The sequence below is a fragment of the Dyella flava genome (genome assembly GCF_016904955.1).
Classification (GTDB): Bacteria; Pseudomonadota; Gammaproteobacteria; order Xanthomonadales; family Rhodanobacteraceae; genus Dyella_B; species Dyella_B flava.
This window is the reverse complement of the sequence record NZ_JADIKE010000039.1, coordinates 323,921-339,518: the sequence shown is the minus strand read 5'-3', so window position 1 is coordinate 339,518 and position 15,598 is coordinate 323,921. Positions and strand designations below refer to the sequence as shown.

12 protein-coding genes and 2 tRNA genes are annotated in these 15,598 nt (G+C 61.0%); 9 read left to right on the top strand and 5 right to left on the bottom strand.

Annotated features, from left to right (window positions below; genetic code table 11):
- Positions 1–124: 124 nt before the first annotated feature.
- The 5 genes from pstS (at position 125) to phoU (ending at position 4,768) form a co-directional block, all read left to right on the top strand.
- A complete protein-coding gene (gene pstS, locus ISP19_RS19860; RefSeq protein ID WP_275577162.1) occupies positions 125–1,156 on the top strand; it encodes a phosphate ABC transporter substrate-binding protein PstS in 1,032 nt (343 codons plus the stop codon).
- 109 nt (positions 1,157–1,265) lie between these two features.
- On the top strand, positions 1,266–2,237 hold the full coding sequence (gene pstC / locus ISP19_RS19855) for a phosphate ABC transporter permease subunit PstC (RefSeq protein ID WP_204684139.1): 972 nt from the start codon (positions 1,266–1,268) through the stop codon (positions 2,235–2,237).
- Positions 2,237–3,103: a phosphate ABC transporter permease PstA gene (gene pstA, locus ISP19_RS19850; RefSeq protein WP_204684138.1), complete on the top strand. Its 867-nt coding sequence runs from the start codon at positions 2,237–2,239 to the stop codon at positions 3,101–3,103. The genes pstC and pstA overlap by 1 nt, the downstream gene beginning before the upstream one ends.
- Positions 3,096–3,899, top strand: coding sequence for a phosphate ABC transporter ATP-binding protein PstB (gene pstB / locus ISP19_RS19845; RefSeq protein WP_204684137.1), 804 nt, complete (start codon positions 3,096–3,098; stop codon positions 3,897–3,899). Before pstA ends, pstB begins: the two co-directional genes overlap by 8 nt.
- A 134-nt stretch (positions 3,900–4,033) precedes the next feature.
- Positions 4,034–4,768, top strand: a complete 735-nt coding sequence (gene phoU / locus ISP19_RS19840) for a phosphate signaling complex protein PhoU (protein ID WP_204684136.1) — start codon at positions 4,034–4,036, stop codon at positions 4,766–4,768.
- Positions 4,769–5,015: 247 nt separating this feature from the next.
- Here the strand turns inward: phoU and ISP19_RS19835 are convergent, their stop codons facing one another.
- From ISP19_RS19835 to rnr, 3 genes are read right to left on the bottom strand one after another with little or no spacing between them, the layout of a single operon-like run.
- Positions 5,016–5,300: a CBU_0592 family membrane protein gene (locus tag ISP19_RS19835; RefSeq protein WP_204684135.1), complete on the bottom strand. Its 285-nt coding sequence runs from the start codon at positions 5,298–5,300 to the stop codon at positions 5,016–5,018.
- On the bottom strand, positions 5,297–6,040 hold the full coding sequence (gene rlmB / locus ISP19_RS19830; protein ID WP_204684134.1) for a 23S rRNA (guanosine(2251)-2'-O)-methyltransferase RlmB: 744 nt from the start codon (positions 6,038–6,040) through the stop codon (positions 5,297–5,299). Before rlmB ends, ISP19_RS19835 begins: the two co-directional genes overlap by 4 nt.
- Entirely contained in the window at positions 6,037–8,616 is a 2,580-nt protein-coding gene (gene rnr / locus ISP19_RS19825) for a ribonuclease R (RefSeq protein ID WP_204684133.1), read from the bottom strand. Before rnr ends, rlmB begins: the two co-directional genes overlap by 4 nt.
- 160 nt (positions 8,617–8,776) lie before the next feature.
- Between rnr and ISP19_RS19820 the strand changes: the two genes are divergently transcribed.
- Positions 8,777–8,861: transfer RNA gene (locus tag ISP19_RS19820), tRNA-Leu, on the top strand.
- A gap of 324 nt (positions 8,862–9,185) precedes the next feature.
- On the opposite strand, the gene ISP19_RS19815 is transcribed toward ISP19_RS19820, so the two are convergent.
- Positions 9,186–11,135 (bottom strand): SUMF1/EgtB/PvdO family nonheme iron enzyme, encoded by a 1,950-nt coding sequence (locus ISP19_RS19815; RefSeq protein ID WP_204684132.1) that lies wholly within the window; start codon positions 11,133–11,135, stop codon positions 9,186–9,188.
- 106 nt (positions 11,136–11,241) lie between these two features.
- Between ISP19_RS19815 and rnd the strand changes: the two genes are divergently transcribed.
- The 3 genes from rnd (at position 11,242) to ISP19_RS19800 (ending at position 13,853) form a co-directional block, all read left to right on the top strand.
- Entirely contained in the window at positions 11,242–12,357 is a 1,116-nt protein-coding gene (gene rnd / locus ISP19_RS19810) for a ribonuclease D (RefSeq protein ID WP_204684131.1), read from the top strand.
- A gap of 51 nt (positions 12,358–12,408) precedes the next feature.
- Positions 12,409–12,484: transfer RNA gene (locus tag ISP19_RS19805), tRNA-Ala, on the top strand.
- Between the two features lie 901 nt (positions 12,485–13,385).
- Positions 13,386–13,853, top strand: coding sequence for a hypothetical protein (locus ISP19_RS19800; RefSeq protein ID WP_239556958.1), 468 nt, complete (start codon positions 13,386–13,388; stop codon positions 13,851–13,853).
- Here ISP19_RS19800 and ISP19_RS19795 read toward each other — a convergent pair.
- Positions 13,840–15,510 carry an MASE1 domain-containing protein gene (locus ISP19_RS19795; RefSeq protein ID WP_204684130.1) on the bottom strand — a complete coding sequence of 557 codons (1,671 nt, stop codon included), beginning with the start codon at positions 15,508–15,510 and terminating at the stop codon, positions 13,840–13,842. The two genes, ISP19_RS19800 and ISP19_RS19795, sit on opposite strands and share 14 nt — an antisense overlap.
- Positions 15,511–15,598: the final 88 nt, after the last annotated feature.

Sequence of the window (15,598 nt, the reverse complement as noted above, 5' to 3'; positions counted from 1 at the left end):
CACCTAGCCCCTGCAATACGCGGGACTGAAGGATGTCTTCACATATGGCGGGTCGTCCGACTCACCATGGACCAAGGCATCCGGTAGGCATTACCGCCACTTCTCTCCCAAAGGAGCCTCTGTGTTGACCTCATTCAAACTTCCGTCTCGCCTCGGCACGCTCGCGATCGCGATTGCCGCGTCCATGTTCGGCATGACGGCCCAGGCCACCGATATCACCGGTGCTGGCTCCAGCTTCGTCTATCCAGTCATCTCCAAGTGGTCGGCCGCTTACGCCGAGAAGACCGGCAACCACATCAACTATCAGTCGATCGGTTCGGGCGGTGGTATTGCACAGATCAAGGCTGGCACCGTTGATTTCGGCGCCTCCGACATGCCGCTCAAGGCGGAAGACCTGGCCAAGTTCGGCCTCGGCCAGTTCCCTGACGTGATCGGCGGCATCGTGCCGGCCTTCAACGTTGCCGGCGTTGCCGCGGGCACGCTGGTACTGGACGGCCCCACCCTGGCTGACATCTACCTGGGCAAGATCACCACCTGGAACGATCCGGCCATCGCCAAGCTCAACCCCAGCCTGCACCTGCCCAGCTCGCACATCACCGTGGTGCATCGCTCGGACGGCTCGGGCACCAGCTTCAACTTCACCGACTACCTGTCCAAGGTCAGCCCGGAGTGGAAGACCAAGGTGGGTGAAGGCACTGCGGTGCAGTGGCCGGCCGGTATCGGTGGCAAGGGCAACGAAGGCGTGTCCGCGTACATCAAGCAGATCCCGAACTCGATCGGCTATGTGGAATATGCCTACGCCCTGCAGAACAAAATCGGCTACGCGAAAATGAAGAACGCGGCCGGCAAGGTGGTTGAGCCCAACACCGCCAGCTTCCAGGCTGCCGCCAATACGGCTGATTGGAAGAACGCGAAGGACTTCAACCTGCTGATGACCAATGCCCCGGGCGCCACGGCGTGGCCGATCACGGCAACTTCGTGGGTGATCATGTACAAGACGCCGAAGAATGCCGCCAACACCAAGGTTGCCTTTGACTTCTTCAAGTGGGCTTACGAACACGGCCAGGATTCGGCCCGTTCGCTCGACTACGTACCGCTCCCCGATTCGCTGGTGCAGCAGATCGAGACCTACTGGTCCAGCGAATACAAGATGTAAGCTGCGCGCTGCCGCAAGGACAGCCGTAGCTTGACCACTTGCGACGCGCGCAACGGATTGTTGCGCGCGTCGTTCTGATTGACAAAAACCACCGCGGAAACGCCTCAGCATGCAAGCGACAAGCGCCGAACCGCTCGCCCGTGATACCGAACACCGTTCGCGCGCCGATGCCCGTCACGACTTCATCTTCCGGATCCTGCTGCGCTGCTGCGCCCTGCTGGTGCTGGCCACCCTGCTCGGGGCCGCGCTCTCCACGCTGTGGGGCGGTCGCGAAGTGCTGTTCAAGGATGGACTCCATTTCCTGTTCAGTGCCGACTGGAATCCAGTCGAAGACCAGTACGGTGCGCTGGCGCCGATCGTCGGCACGCTGGTGACCTCTCTGATTGCCCTGGTCCTGGCGGTTCCGGTCAGTTTCGGCATCGCCCTGTTTCTAACCGAGATCGCACCGGGCTGGATGCGCGGTCCGGTCGCTACTGCCATTGAACTGCTGGCCGGCATTCCGTCGATCATCTACGGCATGTGGGGCTTGTTCGTGTTCGTGCCGTTCATGGCCGGTATCGAACCGTGGCTCAACGACACACTCGGCAACATTCCGGTAATCGGCGCAGTGTTCCAGGGCCCGCCGCTGGGCCTGGGCCTGCTGACCGCGGGCATCGTGCTGGCGGTGATGATCCTGCCGTTTATTTCTTCGGTGATGCGCGAAGTGTTCCAGACCGTTCCGGCGCGTCTCAAGGAATCCTCATACGCACTCGGCTCCACCACCTGGGAAGTGGTGTGGGACATCGTGCTGCCGTATACCCGCTCGGCGGTGATCGGCGGTATCTTCCTCGGCTTGGGCCGCGCGCTGGGTGAAACGATGGCGGTGACTTTCGTGCTGGGCAACTCCTACAACATCACCGCGTCGCTGCTGATGCCCGGCACCTCAATCTCGTCCAGCATCGCCAACGAATTCAACGAAGCGGTAGGCCTGCATCGCTCCGCCCTGATCGCACTGGGCTTCCTTCTGTTCGTGGTGACCTTCATCGTGCTGCTGATCGCACGCCTGATGTTGCGCCAGCTGGCTCGTAAGGAGGGTCGCTGATGTCCGCCATCTATACCCGCCGCCATCTCACGAACATCTTCGCCCTGGTGATGAGCGGCGTCGCGACCCTGATCGGTCTGGCCTTTCTGGTCTGGATTCTGTGGATCACCTTGCAGAACGGCATCACCGCGCTGACGCCGACGCTGTTCACCAAGATCACCGCGTATGCCGACCAGGGCGGCCTTTCCAACGCCATCGTCGGCAGCCTGATCATGGATCTGATGGCGCTGCTCATCTGCGCCCCGATTGGCGTGCTGGCCGGTACGTACCTGGCCGAATACGCCAGCTCGAGTCGCCTCGGTGCGTCGATCCGCTTCCTCAACGACATTCTGCTGTCGGCACCGTCGATCGTGCTCGGTCTGTTCGTGTACGTGATCATCGTGCTGCCGATGTCGAACCTGACCAACGGCAGCATCTCGTTCTCCGGCTTCGCCGGCAGCGTGGCGCTGGCCTTGATCGGCCTGCCGGTGATCGTGCGCACCACCGATGAAATGCTGCAGCTGGTGCCGGGTACGCTGCGCGAGGCAGCGCTGTCATTGGGCATTCCGCAGTGGAAGCTCACCTTGCAGGTACTGATGCGTGCGGCCTTCTCCGGCATTCTCACCGGCGTGCTGCTGGCGCTGGCGCGCCTGGCCGGCGAAACCGCACCGCTGCTGTTCACCGCGTTCGGCAACAACTTCATGACCGTGCATCCGTTGGACAAGATGGCCAGCATGCCGGTGACGATCTATCAGTACACCAACGACCCGAACCCGGCGCTGCATGCGATCGCCTGGGCTGGCGCGCTGTTGATCACTCTATTCGTGCTGGCGCTTAGCCTGCTGACCCGCATCCTGTTTTCGCGCAAGAAGGTGAGTTATGAATGACCTCGCCGCCGCCACCGCGGCCCCGCTGACCGGCGCCACGGCGCCTGCCAAGATCAAGGTGCGCGATGTGCACTTCTACTACAACGGTTACCATGCGCTCAAAGGCATCAACATGGATATCCCGGAGAAGCAGGTCACTGCGATCATCGGGCCGTCCGGCTGTGGCAAGTCCACCTTGCTGCGCATCTTCAACCGCATCTACGCGATCTATCCCAAGCTGGAAGCCAAGGGCTCGATCGAACTCGACGGCGAAAACATTCTCGATCCCAGCTACTCCATGAACCGCCTGCGCACCAAGGTCGGCATGGTGTTCCAGAAGCCGGTGCCGTTCCCGATGACGATCTTCGAAAACGTCGCCTACGGCATCCGTCACCACGAAAAGCTGTCGCGCGCCGACATGGAGATCCGCGTCGAGCAGGCACTGCGCAGCGCGGCGTTGTGGGACGAGGTGAAAGACAAACTCAAGCAGAGCGCGCTCGGTCTTTCGGGCGGTCAGCAGCAGCGTCTGTGCATTGCCCGCGGCATTGCACTGCGCCCGGAAGTGCTGCTGCTCGACGAACCCACCTCCGCGCTGGATCCGATCGCCACCGGCCGCATCGAGCAGCTGGTGGAAGAACTCAAGCACGAGTACACCATCGTGATCGTCACCCACAACATGCAGCAGGCCGCGCGCTGTTCCGACCGCACCGCCTTCATGTACCTGGGCGAGCTGATCGAGTTCGACAACACCGAAAAGATCTTCACCAAGCCCGGCAAGAAGCAGACCGAAGACTACATTACGGGTCGCTTTGGTTAACCGGCGCTACGCGCCACCTTATTTCCCTCTCCCCTCCCGGGAGAGGGCAGGGTGAGGGGCCACCCTCGCGAAATACAGCAAGTGAAATGTCGCGAGAGCCCCCTCCCTACTCCAACTAAAACGAGGCAACACCCATGAGCGGCAGCAGCAAGGAACACATCATCAAGAGCTACGACGACGAACTGCTGCGCCTTACCGGCGAACTGGTTCGCATGGGCGAATTGGCAGTAAGCCAGCTCGAAGCTGCCATCGACGTAGTGGATCGTCGCGACGAACGCGCCGCGCAGCACGTCGTCAACAATGACGAAGCCATCGACCACCTCGAACAGGAAATCAGCCACGACGTGGTGCGCCTGCTGGCTCTGCGCGCACCCATCGCCGGCGACCTGCGCAACGTCTTCGCTGCGCTGCGCATTGCGGCCGACATCGAACGCATCGGCGACTACGCCGCCAATGTCGCCAAGCGCTCCATCCCGCTGTCGATGGCCGCACCGCTCACCCCCACCAGCGGCCTGGCCCACCTCGCCGAACTGGCCGCCGAGGAAGTACGCGAAGTGCTGCGCGCGTACCGCGATCGCGATGCTGAGCTCGCCTATAAGGTGTGGAAGGACGACGTGGAACTCGACGAAGCCTATACCGCCTACTTCCGCGAACTGCTTACCTACATGATGGAAGATCCACGCGTGATCACGCCGTGCACCCATCTGCTGTTCATGGCCAAGAACATCGAACGCATCGGCGACCACGCGACCAACATCGCCGAGAACGTGTGGTTCCAGGTCAAGGGCGAGCCGCTGACCGGGCAACGCGACAAGCGCGATTTCACCTCCAATCCGGAGCAGGTGAAACTCGGCGATCGTCCGGATTGACGGCGCACGCGTTTTCTTTCGAACGAAACCACCGTTGATATTTCTTGCAAAGGCCCGGGCGAACCACCCGGGCCTTTATGCAGCCGCGTAGGTTGGCGGTAAGCGAAGCGCACCCCAACGTCGCCATGTCATGTCTTGCGACAAAAACATCCTTGGGCCAGCAATGATTCATCGCCATGTGAGAAATGGCGGTGTTGGAGACGGCGATGTTGGAGTGCGCTGGCGCTTACTCCAACCTACGTATGCATCAAGGCCCTACATGTTGCCCAGCATCGCGCGCTTCACGCCTCAGGCGCATACCGCGCGCGATGCCATAGAGACCGATCAGCAACCACGCCAGTTGCATAAAAAACGCCGCCGCGTTGAATGCGCCAAACAGCAGTGACAGCATCACGCCGATCGCACCCAGCACATTCATCAACTGGTAGACCAGGCCGTTGCCGTGCAACTTGTGGGCCTGCAACAACAGGAAGGCAAGCAACACCAGCACCACGCCGATATAGCCCGCCCAGTCATGCCAGTGGAATGTCATCGCACACTCCTTTGACGCAGGGCTTCGAACAAGACGACACCGGTGGCTACCGACACATTCAGACTCTCCATGCTGCCTGGCATCGGGATCTTCGCCACGAAGTCGCAGGTTTCGCGCGTCAGTCGGCGAATGCCCTCGCCTTCGCTGCCCAGCACCAGCGCCACCGGACCTTTCAGGTCGATATCGTAGATGGATTGCTCGGTATCGCCGGCCAGGCCGGTGATCCACACGCCGGCATCCTTCAAGCCACGCAAGGCACGCGCCAGGTTGGTCGCCGCCACCAGCGGCACACGATCCGCACCGCCTGCCGAGGCACGCCGCACCACCGGCGTCAGCCCTACCGCGCGATCCTTCGGCACAATCACCGCAGTCACATTGGCCGCTGCAGCGCTACGCAGGCATGCACCGAGATTATGCGGATCGGTGACGCCATCGAGCACCAGCACCAGCGCATCGTGGCCGGCTTTTTCCAGCAGCGCCGGCAAATCGTTTTCGCCGGCGAGCGCCGGCGCTTCATACAGGGCAACGATGCCCTGATGCCGCGCCTCGCCCGCCACGCGGTCGAGCTGTTCGCGCGGACGATGATGCACGGGAATCTTCAGCGCCTTGGCGCGCTCGGCCAGCTCATGCACGCGCGCATTGCGCTGGCCGTTTTCCACCAGCACTTCGCGCACGCGCTCGGCGTCGTTGCTCAGTGCGCCTTCGACCGGGTTGATCCCGACGATCCAACTCTCACTCATCGTTTGCCTTTCGGTTTTTTCGGCGCAGCGCCCTTGGCCGTACGCGTTCTGGATTTGCTAGCGGCCTTGGCCATGCCCTTGCCGGCCGCGGCACCGCCCTTCCCTGCCGAAGCCTTTTTGGACGGTTTGGCAGCGCCATGTTTCGGTTTTGCATTATCGCGCGCCGGCAACGGCGGTAGCGATGGCTTGTGGATTGGCGGCAGGGAATAACGTTCGCCGGAGGACGCGTAGTCATACCGCTTGGTCGTGGGCGCCGGGACCGCTACCGTCTTTTTGTTACCCGGCTGGATCAACCGGAAATCGATCTTGCGATCTTCCAGGCTCGCGCGCAGCACCTGCACGAAAACATGATCGCCCAGCCGGAACTGCAAACCGGTGCGCTCGCCCTTGAGCAGATGGCGTACCGGATCAAAATGGTAGTAATCGTTGGAAAGCTGGCTGATATGCACCAGGCCAGAGACCTTCGATTCATCCAGCTCGACAAACAAGCCGAAGGAAGTCACGCCGGTCACAGTACCTTCGAAGGTTTCGCCGACATGCTTGGCCATCCAGGCGCAACGGAAACGTTCGTCCACATCGCGCTCGGCCTCCTCGGCGCGACGCTCGCGCTGCGAGCAATGCAGCGCCATCGCGGCCATCGCCGCATCGGAGTAATCGTAGCTGGTGCGTTTGCCGCCTTTCAGCGCATAGCGGATAGCCCGATGGACCAGCAGATCGGGATAGCGGCGGATCGGCGAGGTGAAGTGTGCGTAAGCCGCCAGCGCGAGGCCAAAGTGGCCGCGGTTATCGGGTTGATACGCCGCCATGCTCTGGGCGCGCAGCAGTACCGACTGGATCAGCTCGCGCTCCGGGCGATCCTGCACCATGCGCAAGACATCGGCAAAGTCGCCCGGCGTGACTTCTTCCACCGGCGGCATGCGCAACTTGAACTCACGCAGGAATTGCTGCAGGTCTTCGTATTTCTCTACCGGCGGTGGTTCGTGCGCGCGGTAGAGCGCGGGGATCTTGCGCTTTTCCAGGAACATTGCCGCCTGCACGTTGGCGGCAATCATGCATTCCTCGATCAGCTTGTGCGCATCGTTGCGTTCTACCGCGCCTACGGTTTCCACCTCGCCAGTCTGATCAAGGCGGAACTTCACTTCCGGCGTTTCGAAATCGATCGCGCCACGACGTCGGCGCTGCTCGGCCATCGCCTTGTACAGCGCATGCAGGTTTTCCAACTGCGGCAGCACATCGGCCACTTCGTGCCGGGCGTCGGCATCACGCAGACCGATCGCCTGCCACACCTTGTCGTAAGTCAGGCGCGCGTGCGACAGCATCACCGCGTCATAGAACTTCGATTTGACAACGTCACCGTTCGCATCGACCTGCATATCGCAGACCATGCACAGACGCTCCACCTTCGGATTGAGCGAGCAGATGCCGTTCGACAGTGTCTCCGGCAACATCGGCACCACGAAACCAGGGAAATAGGTGGACGTGCTGCGTTCGTAGGCTTCCTTGTCCAGCGCGCTGCCGACGCGCACGTAGTGCGACACATCTGCAATCGCCACGATCAGGCGCCAGCCACCGCCGCGTCTGGGCTCGGCGTAGACGGCATCGTCAAAATCCCTGGCATCGGCACCATCGATGGTGACCAGCGGCAGTTTACGCAGGTCGGCGCGGCCCTCGCGCTCGGCCGGCGTCACTTCCGGTTCGATCTGCGCCGCTTCGCGCAGCACTTCCGGCGGCCATTCGTGCGGCAGATCGTGGCTGGCAATCGCCATTTCCACCAGCAGCGAGGGTTGCAGGCGTTCACCCAGCACGGCGCGGATCTCGCCCAATGGGCCGCGATACGCCGTCGGCGGGTCGGTGATCTCCGCCACCACGATCTGCCCGGAACGCGCACCCTGCTCCTTGCCCGGTGGAATCATCACGTCCTGATGCAGGCGGCGATCGTCCGGCACCACCACGGTGACGCCGTTGTCGATCACCACGCGGCCCACCAGGCGCGGCGAGCGGCGTTGCAGCACCTCGACAATCGCTCCTTGGCGGCGCCCCCGGCGATCCAGGCCCACCACGCTGGCCAGCACGCGATCACCATGCATCACGCTGCGCATCTGGTAAGGCGACAGATAAAGGTCATCCCCCCCCTCGTCCGGACGTAGGAAGCCGTAACCTTCCGCATTGGCCAAGACCAGGCCGGGGATCAGGTCCAGCTTACGCGCGGGGGCATAACCGCCACGGCGGCCGAGCAACAACTGGCCGTCACGCATCATGGCGTTGAGGCGCTTGGCCAACGCCGTGATGCCGTATTCGTCGTGCAGCTCCAGCGCTTCGGCAATACGTGCCTCGGTCAGCAGCTCGCCGCGTTCCTCCAGCAACGCAAGGATCGCCTCGCGGCTAGGAATCGGGCGCTCATAGCGCTCCGACTCACGCTGTGCGAAGGGATCGTGCGGCCGTTTCGGAGCGGGCGCTTCAGCAGGTTCCGGGTGACGCCCTCTGCGTCCGCCCTTGGGCATAACCTTACGCGCCTTCGGGGCCTTGGCCGCTTTGAGCGGCGACTTATCCTTACCTGGATGCTTTGCTTTGGTCATGCCCTAGTATCGCCTCGATGAACGATTTGATGAACGGTTTCGATGCCTCGCACACTGAAAATGCATCGTCCCAACAAAGGCCATGAAGAAATAGTTGACAACTCGTCCGAGGATGCCTACTCTACGCGGCTCGCAGAGACCGAAAGTCGAAGCGACACCTGCCCAGGTGGCGGAATTGGTAGACGCACTAGTTTCAGGTACTAGCGGGTAAAACCGTGGAGGTTCGAGTCCTCTCCTGGGCACCACTTAAAAGCCGCGCAACGCGGCTTTTTTGTTGCCTGGCGCAAAGTGATCACACTTTGATATCGCTATGTGGTTCGCTATCGAGGTTGTCGACATGGGCTTCGGTGGGCATGCCTGCTACCGCTTGTTTGTCGCGAACAGCGCGCTTGGTTTAGACGTCTATGACGTTGAGATTGCGTAATCGACTGCGTTAGAGCGCAAGGTGCCTGTGAGTCGTGACGTGTTGGTAAGTTGTCTTTCTTGCACCGGATTTAGCGGATAGAACTGGTAGTCGGCAAAAACGCGATGCTTTTCCCCTCCCCGGAAGTGAGAAGGAATCAAGCAGTTTAAAGCTCGCGCACGATGCGGAAGCCGACGCGTCCGCTGCGAATGTCCGCATCAGCGCCCTGCCGATACGCCGAATTCGCCTGCTCCGGCGAACTGCCCCACGAACCACCGCGAACCACACGCAGGGAGCAACCGGGATTCACCCAGGCGCTACCATCTACCGGTGCACGAACGTAGTTGTCGTGCCAGCAGTCGACCATCCATTCGGAAACGTTGCCGTCCATGTCGTACAGACCGAAGGCATTGGGCGCAAAACTCATCACCGGCGCCGGCCCCCAATAGCCATCGCCATAACCCAGGAACGCATGACTCCAGCGCCGCCCGCTGGGCGAGCGGTCGAGCGAGCCGGTGAGGTTTTCCACCTTGGTGGTCGGGGTGCCCTTGCCCCACCAGTAGCGTGTGGTGCTGCCTGCGCGCAAGGCGTATTCGAATTCGGCTTCGCTCGGCAGCCGGTATTTCTTGCCGGTGCGCTGGCTCAGCCATTGCGCGTAGGCGTTGGCGTCGCTCCAGGAAATGTTGACCACCGGCAGATCATTCGCCGCGGGATGGCCGGCGTAGTCGTCCTCCCAGTTCGCGCTGGAATCGTCGCGCATGACACCAGTGCGTTCGTCGTAGACGCTGGCGCCACCCGCGGTCACCGATTCCGGCTTGTAGCCGCTGGCCCGCACGAACTCGCGAAACTGTCCTACGGTGATATCGGTCTGCGACATGGCGAAGCCCGTGCTGATAGCCACTTCATGCTGCGGCCCCTGCGCATCGGTGCGTCCCCGTTCGTCTTCCGGCGCGCCCATCATGAAGCTACCGGTGGGCACCACCAGCATGGTGGGAGATTGCCCGGTCATATCCACAAAGCGATCGGTAAACACCTGTCCCGGTTTGTAACTGGCGTACAAGCGCGCGTTGGTGAGCCGCTCCGCGAACTCCGCGATACCGGCCAATTGCGGACTGATCGCTTGCGCCTGTCCGGCCAGTTGCTTGGCCAGTGCGAGGTTGCCGGCATCCAGCGCAGAACGTGCTTGCGCCAGCACACCGGTCGCGCGCTGCTGGCGAATGTTGTCGACCTGCGACTGCACTTCCTGCAACTGCGGAGACTCGGGCTGGATCGATTGCGCTTCGGTAAGCGCTGTTTCGGCGCCGGCAAAATCGTTCTGGGCGACGGCAGCCAGTGCGCGATCAAGCACCACACGCTGCACCTGCAGGATGCCTTGTGCTGCGACGGCATTCTGCGGATCGAGCTTTTGCACCTGCCTGTAGAGATCCAGTGCATCGTTGCCACTGGGCTTGTCGCCATTGCCCTGCTGCAGCAGAGCGGCCGCCTTGGCCAACATCGGGCGCACGGTGATCAGCGTCTTCATGCTGGCTTCCAGCGGAGCGACATCGGCGGTGGTGTTCGGCATGGCCTTGAGGTCATCCAGCAGCGTGCCTGCTGAGCCGGAGTCGCCGATGGCGATGTCCTGGGTGATCTCGGCAATCAAATGCGTACGTACCTGATCCAGGCCCTGCACGGCGGCGCGGCTATCCGGCTTGAGCTTGACGGCCTGCTCGTACAGCGCCGCAGCGCTGTTCTTGTCGCCAACCATCTGTCCGGCCAGGAACGCTTTGTTGGCGCGCTCGATCAAGGCGCGCACCTCGGGTGAATCTGCCGTCAACTGCTCGGGTAGCACCGTGTGCACCCGATTCAGGCGTGCGGCAATCACGGCGGTCGGAGCTAGCGTCAGCGGCGGCCCGGCGTTGAGTTCCTCCTGTGGCGACGGCAGCACGCTGCCTGCCCGTGCCGGCCGGGCACGCGCCAGCCCCGCCACGGCGGGCGAAGGCGGGTTAGCCACCTCTTCCGGGCTGACGTGGAAGATTTCCGGAAAAAAGTGGTACGTGAGGCCAAATGCCAGCACGAGCACGCCGAGCGCCCCACCGAATGCGCGTTGGCGTTGTACGGTTTCCTTGCTCGGCATGGTGGGCGTTCCGTGGCTGGCCTGCTATGGTTCGCCGCTTACCATATGGCACCAATGAAGATGGGGCAATCGCGAGTCGCCTGCCCTGTCGTTCCAAGGAACACGCATGCCCCCGCCCGTACAGCCGCCCCAGGCAGACTGGATCAAACAACGCAGCGAACTTGAACAGTGGCTGGCTGGGCTTTCAGCGGGTGGCGTGCTGGCGCTCGACACCGAGTTCATGCGTCGCAACACCTTCTATCCCCAGCTTGCCTTGCTGCAGTTGGGATGGAAGGAGCGCTATGCGCTGGTGGATCCGCTTGCCTTCGATATTGCACGCGCATTGCAGCCGCTCGAAAACGCGAACGTCGTCACGCTGATGCACAGCGCCAGCGAAGATCTGGAAACACTGGCTCCCTGGTTGCCGGAAGGGCCGCGTGTGCTGTTCGACACGCAAATCGCCGCGGCTTTTGTCGGCACGGGTCTGGGTGTCAGTTATCGCGCCCTGGTGGCCGAACTGGTCGGCGTGGAGCTGGACAAGGGTGAAACACGCTCCGACTGGATGCAGCGCCCACTCACCGCGTCGCAGAGTGCGTACGCCACACTGGATGTGGTGTATCTGCACACCATCCACCAACAGCTGGCCGAGCGCCTTGAAGAACGTAAGCGCACTGCATGGCATGCGGAAGATTGCGAACGGCTCAAGCGCAAAAGTTGCCAGCGCTACGGCGACCCGCAACCGCAACTTGCCCTGCGCGGCGCCGCCGAATGGCCGCGCGAGCAGCAGGCATTGCTCCGGCGCATTCTGCTGTGGCGCGATGCCGCCGCACGCCGGCTCGACCGGCCACGCCCCTGGCTGTTGGAAGACGCGCTCATCATGAGCCTCGCCGCGCAACCGCCCAAACACCTCGACGAACTGGACCAGCGAAGCAGCGGCCAGCGCGCCTTGCGCTCCCAACAACGCGCCGAACTGTTCGAACTGATGGCCGAGCCCCTTTCCGACCAGGAAATCGCCGACACCAGCCCCATCCCACCCTTCCCGCAGGGCAAGGCCAAGCAGGCCCTGGCCGAGATGAAAGTAGCCGTCGACGCCATGGCCACCGAACTCGACCTGCCCGCCGGCCTGCTCTGCTCGCGCAAAGTGCTGGAGGAATACGTGGTGACGGAGGTCTGGCCGGAAACCCTGGAAGGCTGGCGCCGCGACATCCTGCATGACCGCCTGAGCAGCCTGCTGCCCGCCTGAGCCGAGGCTTTGCTCGATCGGAGCTCCGCTGCTAACATGTGCAGCTCGCGTGGGGCGGTAGCTCAGCTGGGAGAGCGTCGCGTTCGCAATGCGAAGGTCGGGAGTTCGATCCTCCTCCGCTCCACCAATCATTCCAGACATGACAGCGCTTTACGCCTCGCGGTGTGAAGCGCTGTTTTGCTTTGAAAGGCGCGATTTCGCCGTGCTGTTGTGGCGAACACGAGAAAACTGGAAGCGCCAAAGCTCACCGACGCTAATCCTTATCTGATGCTGTCATCGAAGGTCGCAGTACGCCGCCGTCAATGAGAGCACGATCGCCGGACCCCGCTGCGCTACCGCGCTGAGCAGAAGATGCCCCCCCGGAAGGACGTCTCCCATCCGCCACCGAGCGCCTTAAGACATCACACGCCTCCCGTTTGCTCCGCCATCGATGCGAGCGGCCTTGCCTCATACATCGTCGGCACCATCCCAACTCCACCGGACTCCCGTGCTGGATGCATCACACCCGATCATGTCTACGAACAAGATTGATGTCATGCCGGCCATCTGACCGAAGTGAAGCGCTGATGACGCCGGGTGTTGCGGATACGTCGGCATGCGAAGTCAATACCAACCGGGAATTAAACTCTCGCGATTAACCTTGAAAACTCGCCTTGCGTAACCCTCAAGACTAATCGATCAAACTTATATCGATTAGTGCAAACGGCATCCATCCGCATTGCTCGTCATACCCCTATTTTGTTGCGCACACAAATTCGGACGACATCGATATCAATGCGCATATCGAATGATTCGCCATTCCATAAAACACACAAAACCGAATGCCGGAATAACAGACGGCGCATTTTTCGCTGTAAATCGATCCAATAATGTGCATTTTTCACAGAGCCATCACGCCCCCCTATGGCCTGCTGGATGGCGCTTGTTTCCTGTCGCCGGGACGACCTTCCGGACACCGGATCGGAGCTGGATTGCCGCCCGCAATAACGGCATCACTCACTACTATCGAATGAAGAGGGGAAAGATTTATGCAGAAGCTATCTCGTGCCGCACTCGCCATATTTCTGGCCATGGGTGTGTCGGGTATTGCCACTGCCAGTAACCCGCCAACCACGGGTTTAGGACAGGCGTGGCCGAATGCGACGGATGTTAGCGCGAGTCCGAACTGGCACGTTTATGTGTTCGTATTGAACGGTGTCAAATATGTACAGGTCAACGATCTCAATGGCAATGTGCTAGGTGCTATTGGAACAGCCGGTGGACAATTCATCACGTTGCCAATAGGGCAATTCTCGCAATACGTGTCGACACCACAGCAAGCAGCAGAGCGATCCAATGCGCAGCCCACCGCTGCAGCGACCACTGTTTACCGGGACAGCTCGACCGTGATTACAGTGACGCCGCAGAGTGATGGAACGGCCGCACTTACCGTCAAGACCGACGTCTCGTGCCAAGACGATCCGTCAGAGTGCAATCACGTAGCTACAGCCCTTTGAACAAAACACCGGGGACTTTCTGATCACGGCACTTCCCTTTCCCGGCGGTGTCTATCACCGCCGGCTCCCCCTGCGGATCAAGCATATAAACGCCTGTAAGGCGACCCGCTGGGAACGCACGGGTCTTGGCATATCCTTCGAAAATGGCTGCACGGTCCCGAATCATCTGCGGTCCCAGACCGCTGCTGGCTCGAACCAGACTGGAAAGCACGTCGTCCCAGCGAACGTTCGCGGCACCCACAGGATCGACCTGAAAATAAATACTCACCACAACGCCGCGCCGCTTTCCCTTATCCACCCCTCGAACCCGAACCCGGATATGACTCACGTCTTTCTTTGTGCAGCCGTCAGTGACAGCCTCCCAAATGATCCGATAAGTCGTCATGCGCAGCGCCTGGGAAAGCTTGCTCACGGAACCGCGCACCTCGCAGGAATACGTCAAGCCTGCTTCGTCAAATATTCGGGCCAAGGCACCATCGCGCAGTGCATTAGGCAACCCTCTTTCCCGCAAAGCGGCCGGATACAGACCATCGGCCAGACGAAATAGCTGATCTTGCGCGACCCTTGCCTGATGCTGATAGCCGCGCTCGTCCACTGCGGGCTGTAGATGGCGAAGGCGCCTCATCATGAGTGCGAAACCAGTCTGGACTGTTTCACGAATCTGATCCAACGCTTGCGAAGTCATGCGCAACTGCATTTCACCGACATAGACGTTGCGCTGTGCCAGCGCGAGCGCGAGTTGCAAATCCGTCCGTTCCCGGCTGGCGCTAAAATCGAGCGCGGCAATGCGGCCACCCATCAGCAGCATGGTGGAAATCGCGAAAGCGATAATGCCTTCAGCCTGCGACGTCTCATAGTCGTGCCGTACCGGCATAAGCAAGATGACCGCGCAACTTGCCGCAGCACCGCCCACGGCCGCCCCTTGCCAACCGTGGCGCAAAGCAAGCCACACGACCGGCAAGAACATGGCGATCTGCACGACCGGGCGCACTTGTGGATGGAATGACGGTGTCACGCCAATCCAAAACAGGAATGCCAGCACGGGAGCAACCAGGCTGACGCTTTCGAATAGCAGGCGGCTATTGGCCATTTTCTGACTCAACTGGCGCCAGGTCGTACCTGCGGCCATTTGATAGACAAACAGCGTTAGCGGAGTAACCGTGAGAATCCCCAGGTAATTACCGAGAAAATAATCAGAAGCGAATATCGGGTAATCGACGACATAACCGGCCGGCAAGTTCTTCATGACCGTAAACAGGCCCAGGCTTCGCAGCGTCGGCACTACTGACACGATCAGGGCGCAGCCAAGCAGGCGTCCCATGATGATCGAATGCTTTTCAATCGGATTCCATTTTTCCCTGACCCAATATATGACTGGAATAACGTAGATAATCGGTGGCGGTGCCGCGCATAAACTCCAAGTCACACCCCAGGTGCCGGCACAACCCAAAGCTAGATGGATGTAATAGCCGCATTCGCCCAGGATCAGCGCCGGCCAATAGCGATAAGAAAGCAGCAACAAGGCGCTCAGACGAAGGCCGGCAAGAATTTCCCACTCTCTAACCGACAAGCTTCGACATAAAAACGCCGCGAGCCCATAGCCCACAGCCACTGCGATATGACGCACCCATGGATGCGCCCAAAGTCCCTTCACCATCGATCACCCCGTGTAGTTTTTGACCGGCGGTCCGTGACATCTATCTGAGTACGTGCAGACGTCCAAACGCCGCGATGATTCGATCCCT

Excerpts from the sequence above, each read along its gene's own strand:
- pstC (WP_204684139.1), top strand. The coding sequence starts at position 1,266 with ATGCAAGCGACAAGCGCCGAACCGCTCGCCCGTGATACCGAACACCGT.
- pstA (WP_204684138.1), top strand. The coding sequence starts at position 2,237 with ATGTCCGCCATCTATACCCGCCGCCATCTCACGAACATCTTCGCCCTG.
- pstB (WP_204684137.1), top strand. The coding sequence starts at position 3,096 with ATGAATGACCTCGCCGCCGCCACCGCGGCCCCGCTGACCGGCGCCACG.
- phoU (WP_204684136.1), top strand. The coding sequence starts at position 4,034 with ATGAGCGGCAGCAGCAAGGAACACATCATCAAGAGCTACGACGACGAA.
- ISP19_RS19835 (WP_204684135.1), bottom strand. The coding sequence starts at position 5,300 with ATGACATTCCACTGGCATGACTGGGCGGGCTATATCGGCGTGGTGCTG.
- rlmB (WP_204684134.1), bottom strand. The coding sequence starts at position 6,040 with ATGAGTGAGAGTTGGATCGTCGGGATCAACCCGGTCGAAGGCGCACTG.
- rnr (WP_204684133.1), bottom strand. The coding sequence starts at position 8,616 with ATGACCAAAGCAAAGCATCCAGGTAAGGATAAGTCGCCGCTCAAAGCG.
- ISP19_RS19815 (WP_204684132.1), bottom strand. The coding sequence starts at position 11,135 with ATGCCGAGCAAGGAAACCGTACAACGCCAACGCGCATTCGGTGGGGCG.
- rnd (WP_204684131.1), top strand. The coding sequence starts at position 11,242 with ATGCCCCCGCCCGTACAGCCGCCCCAGGCAGACTGGATCAAACAACGC.
- ISP19_RS19800 (WP_239556958.1), top strand. The coding sequence starts at position 13,386 with ATGCAGAAGCTATCTCGTGCCGCACTCGCCATATTTCTGGCCATGGGT.
- ISP19_RS19795 (WP_204684130.1), bottom strand. The coding sequence starts at position 15,510 with ATGGTGAAGGGACTTTGGGCGCATCCATGGGTGCGTCATATCGCAGTG.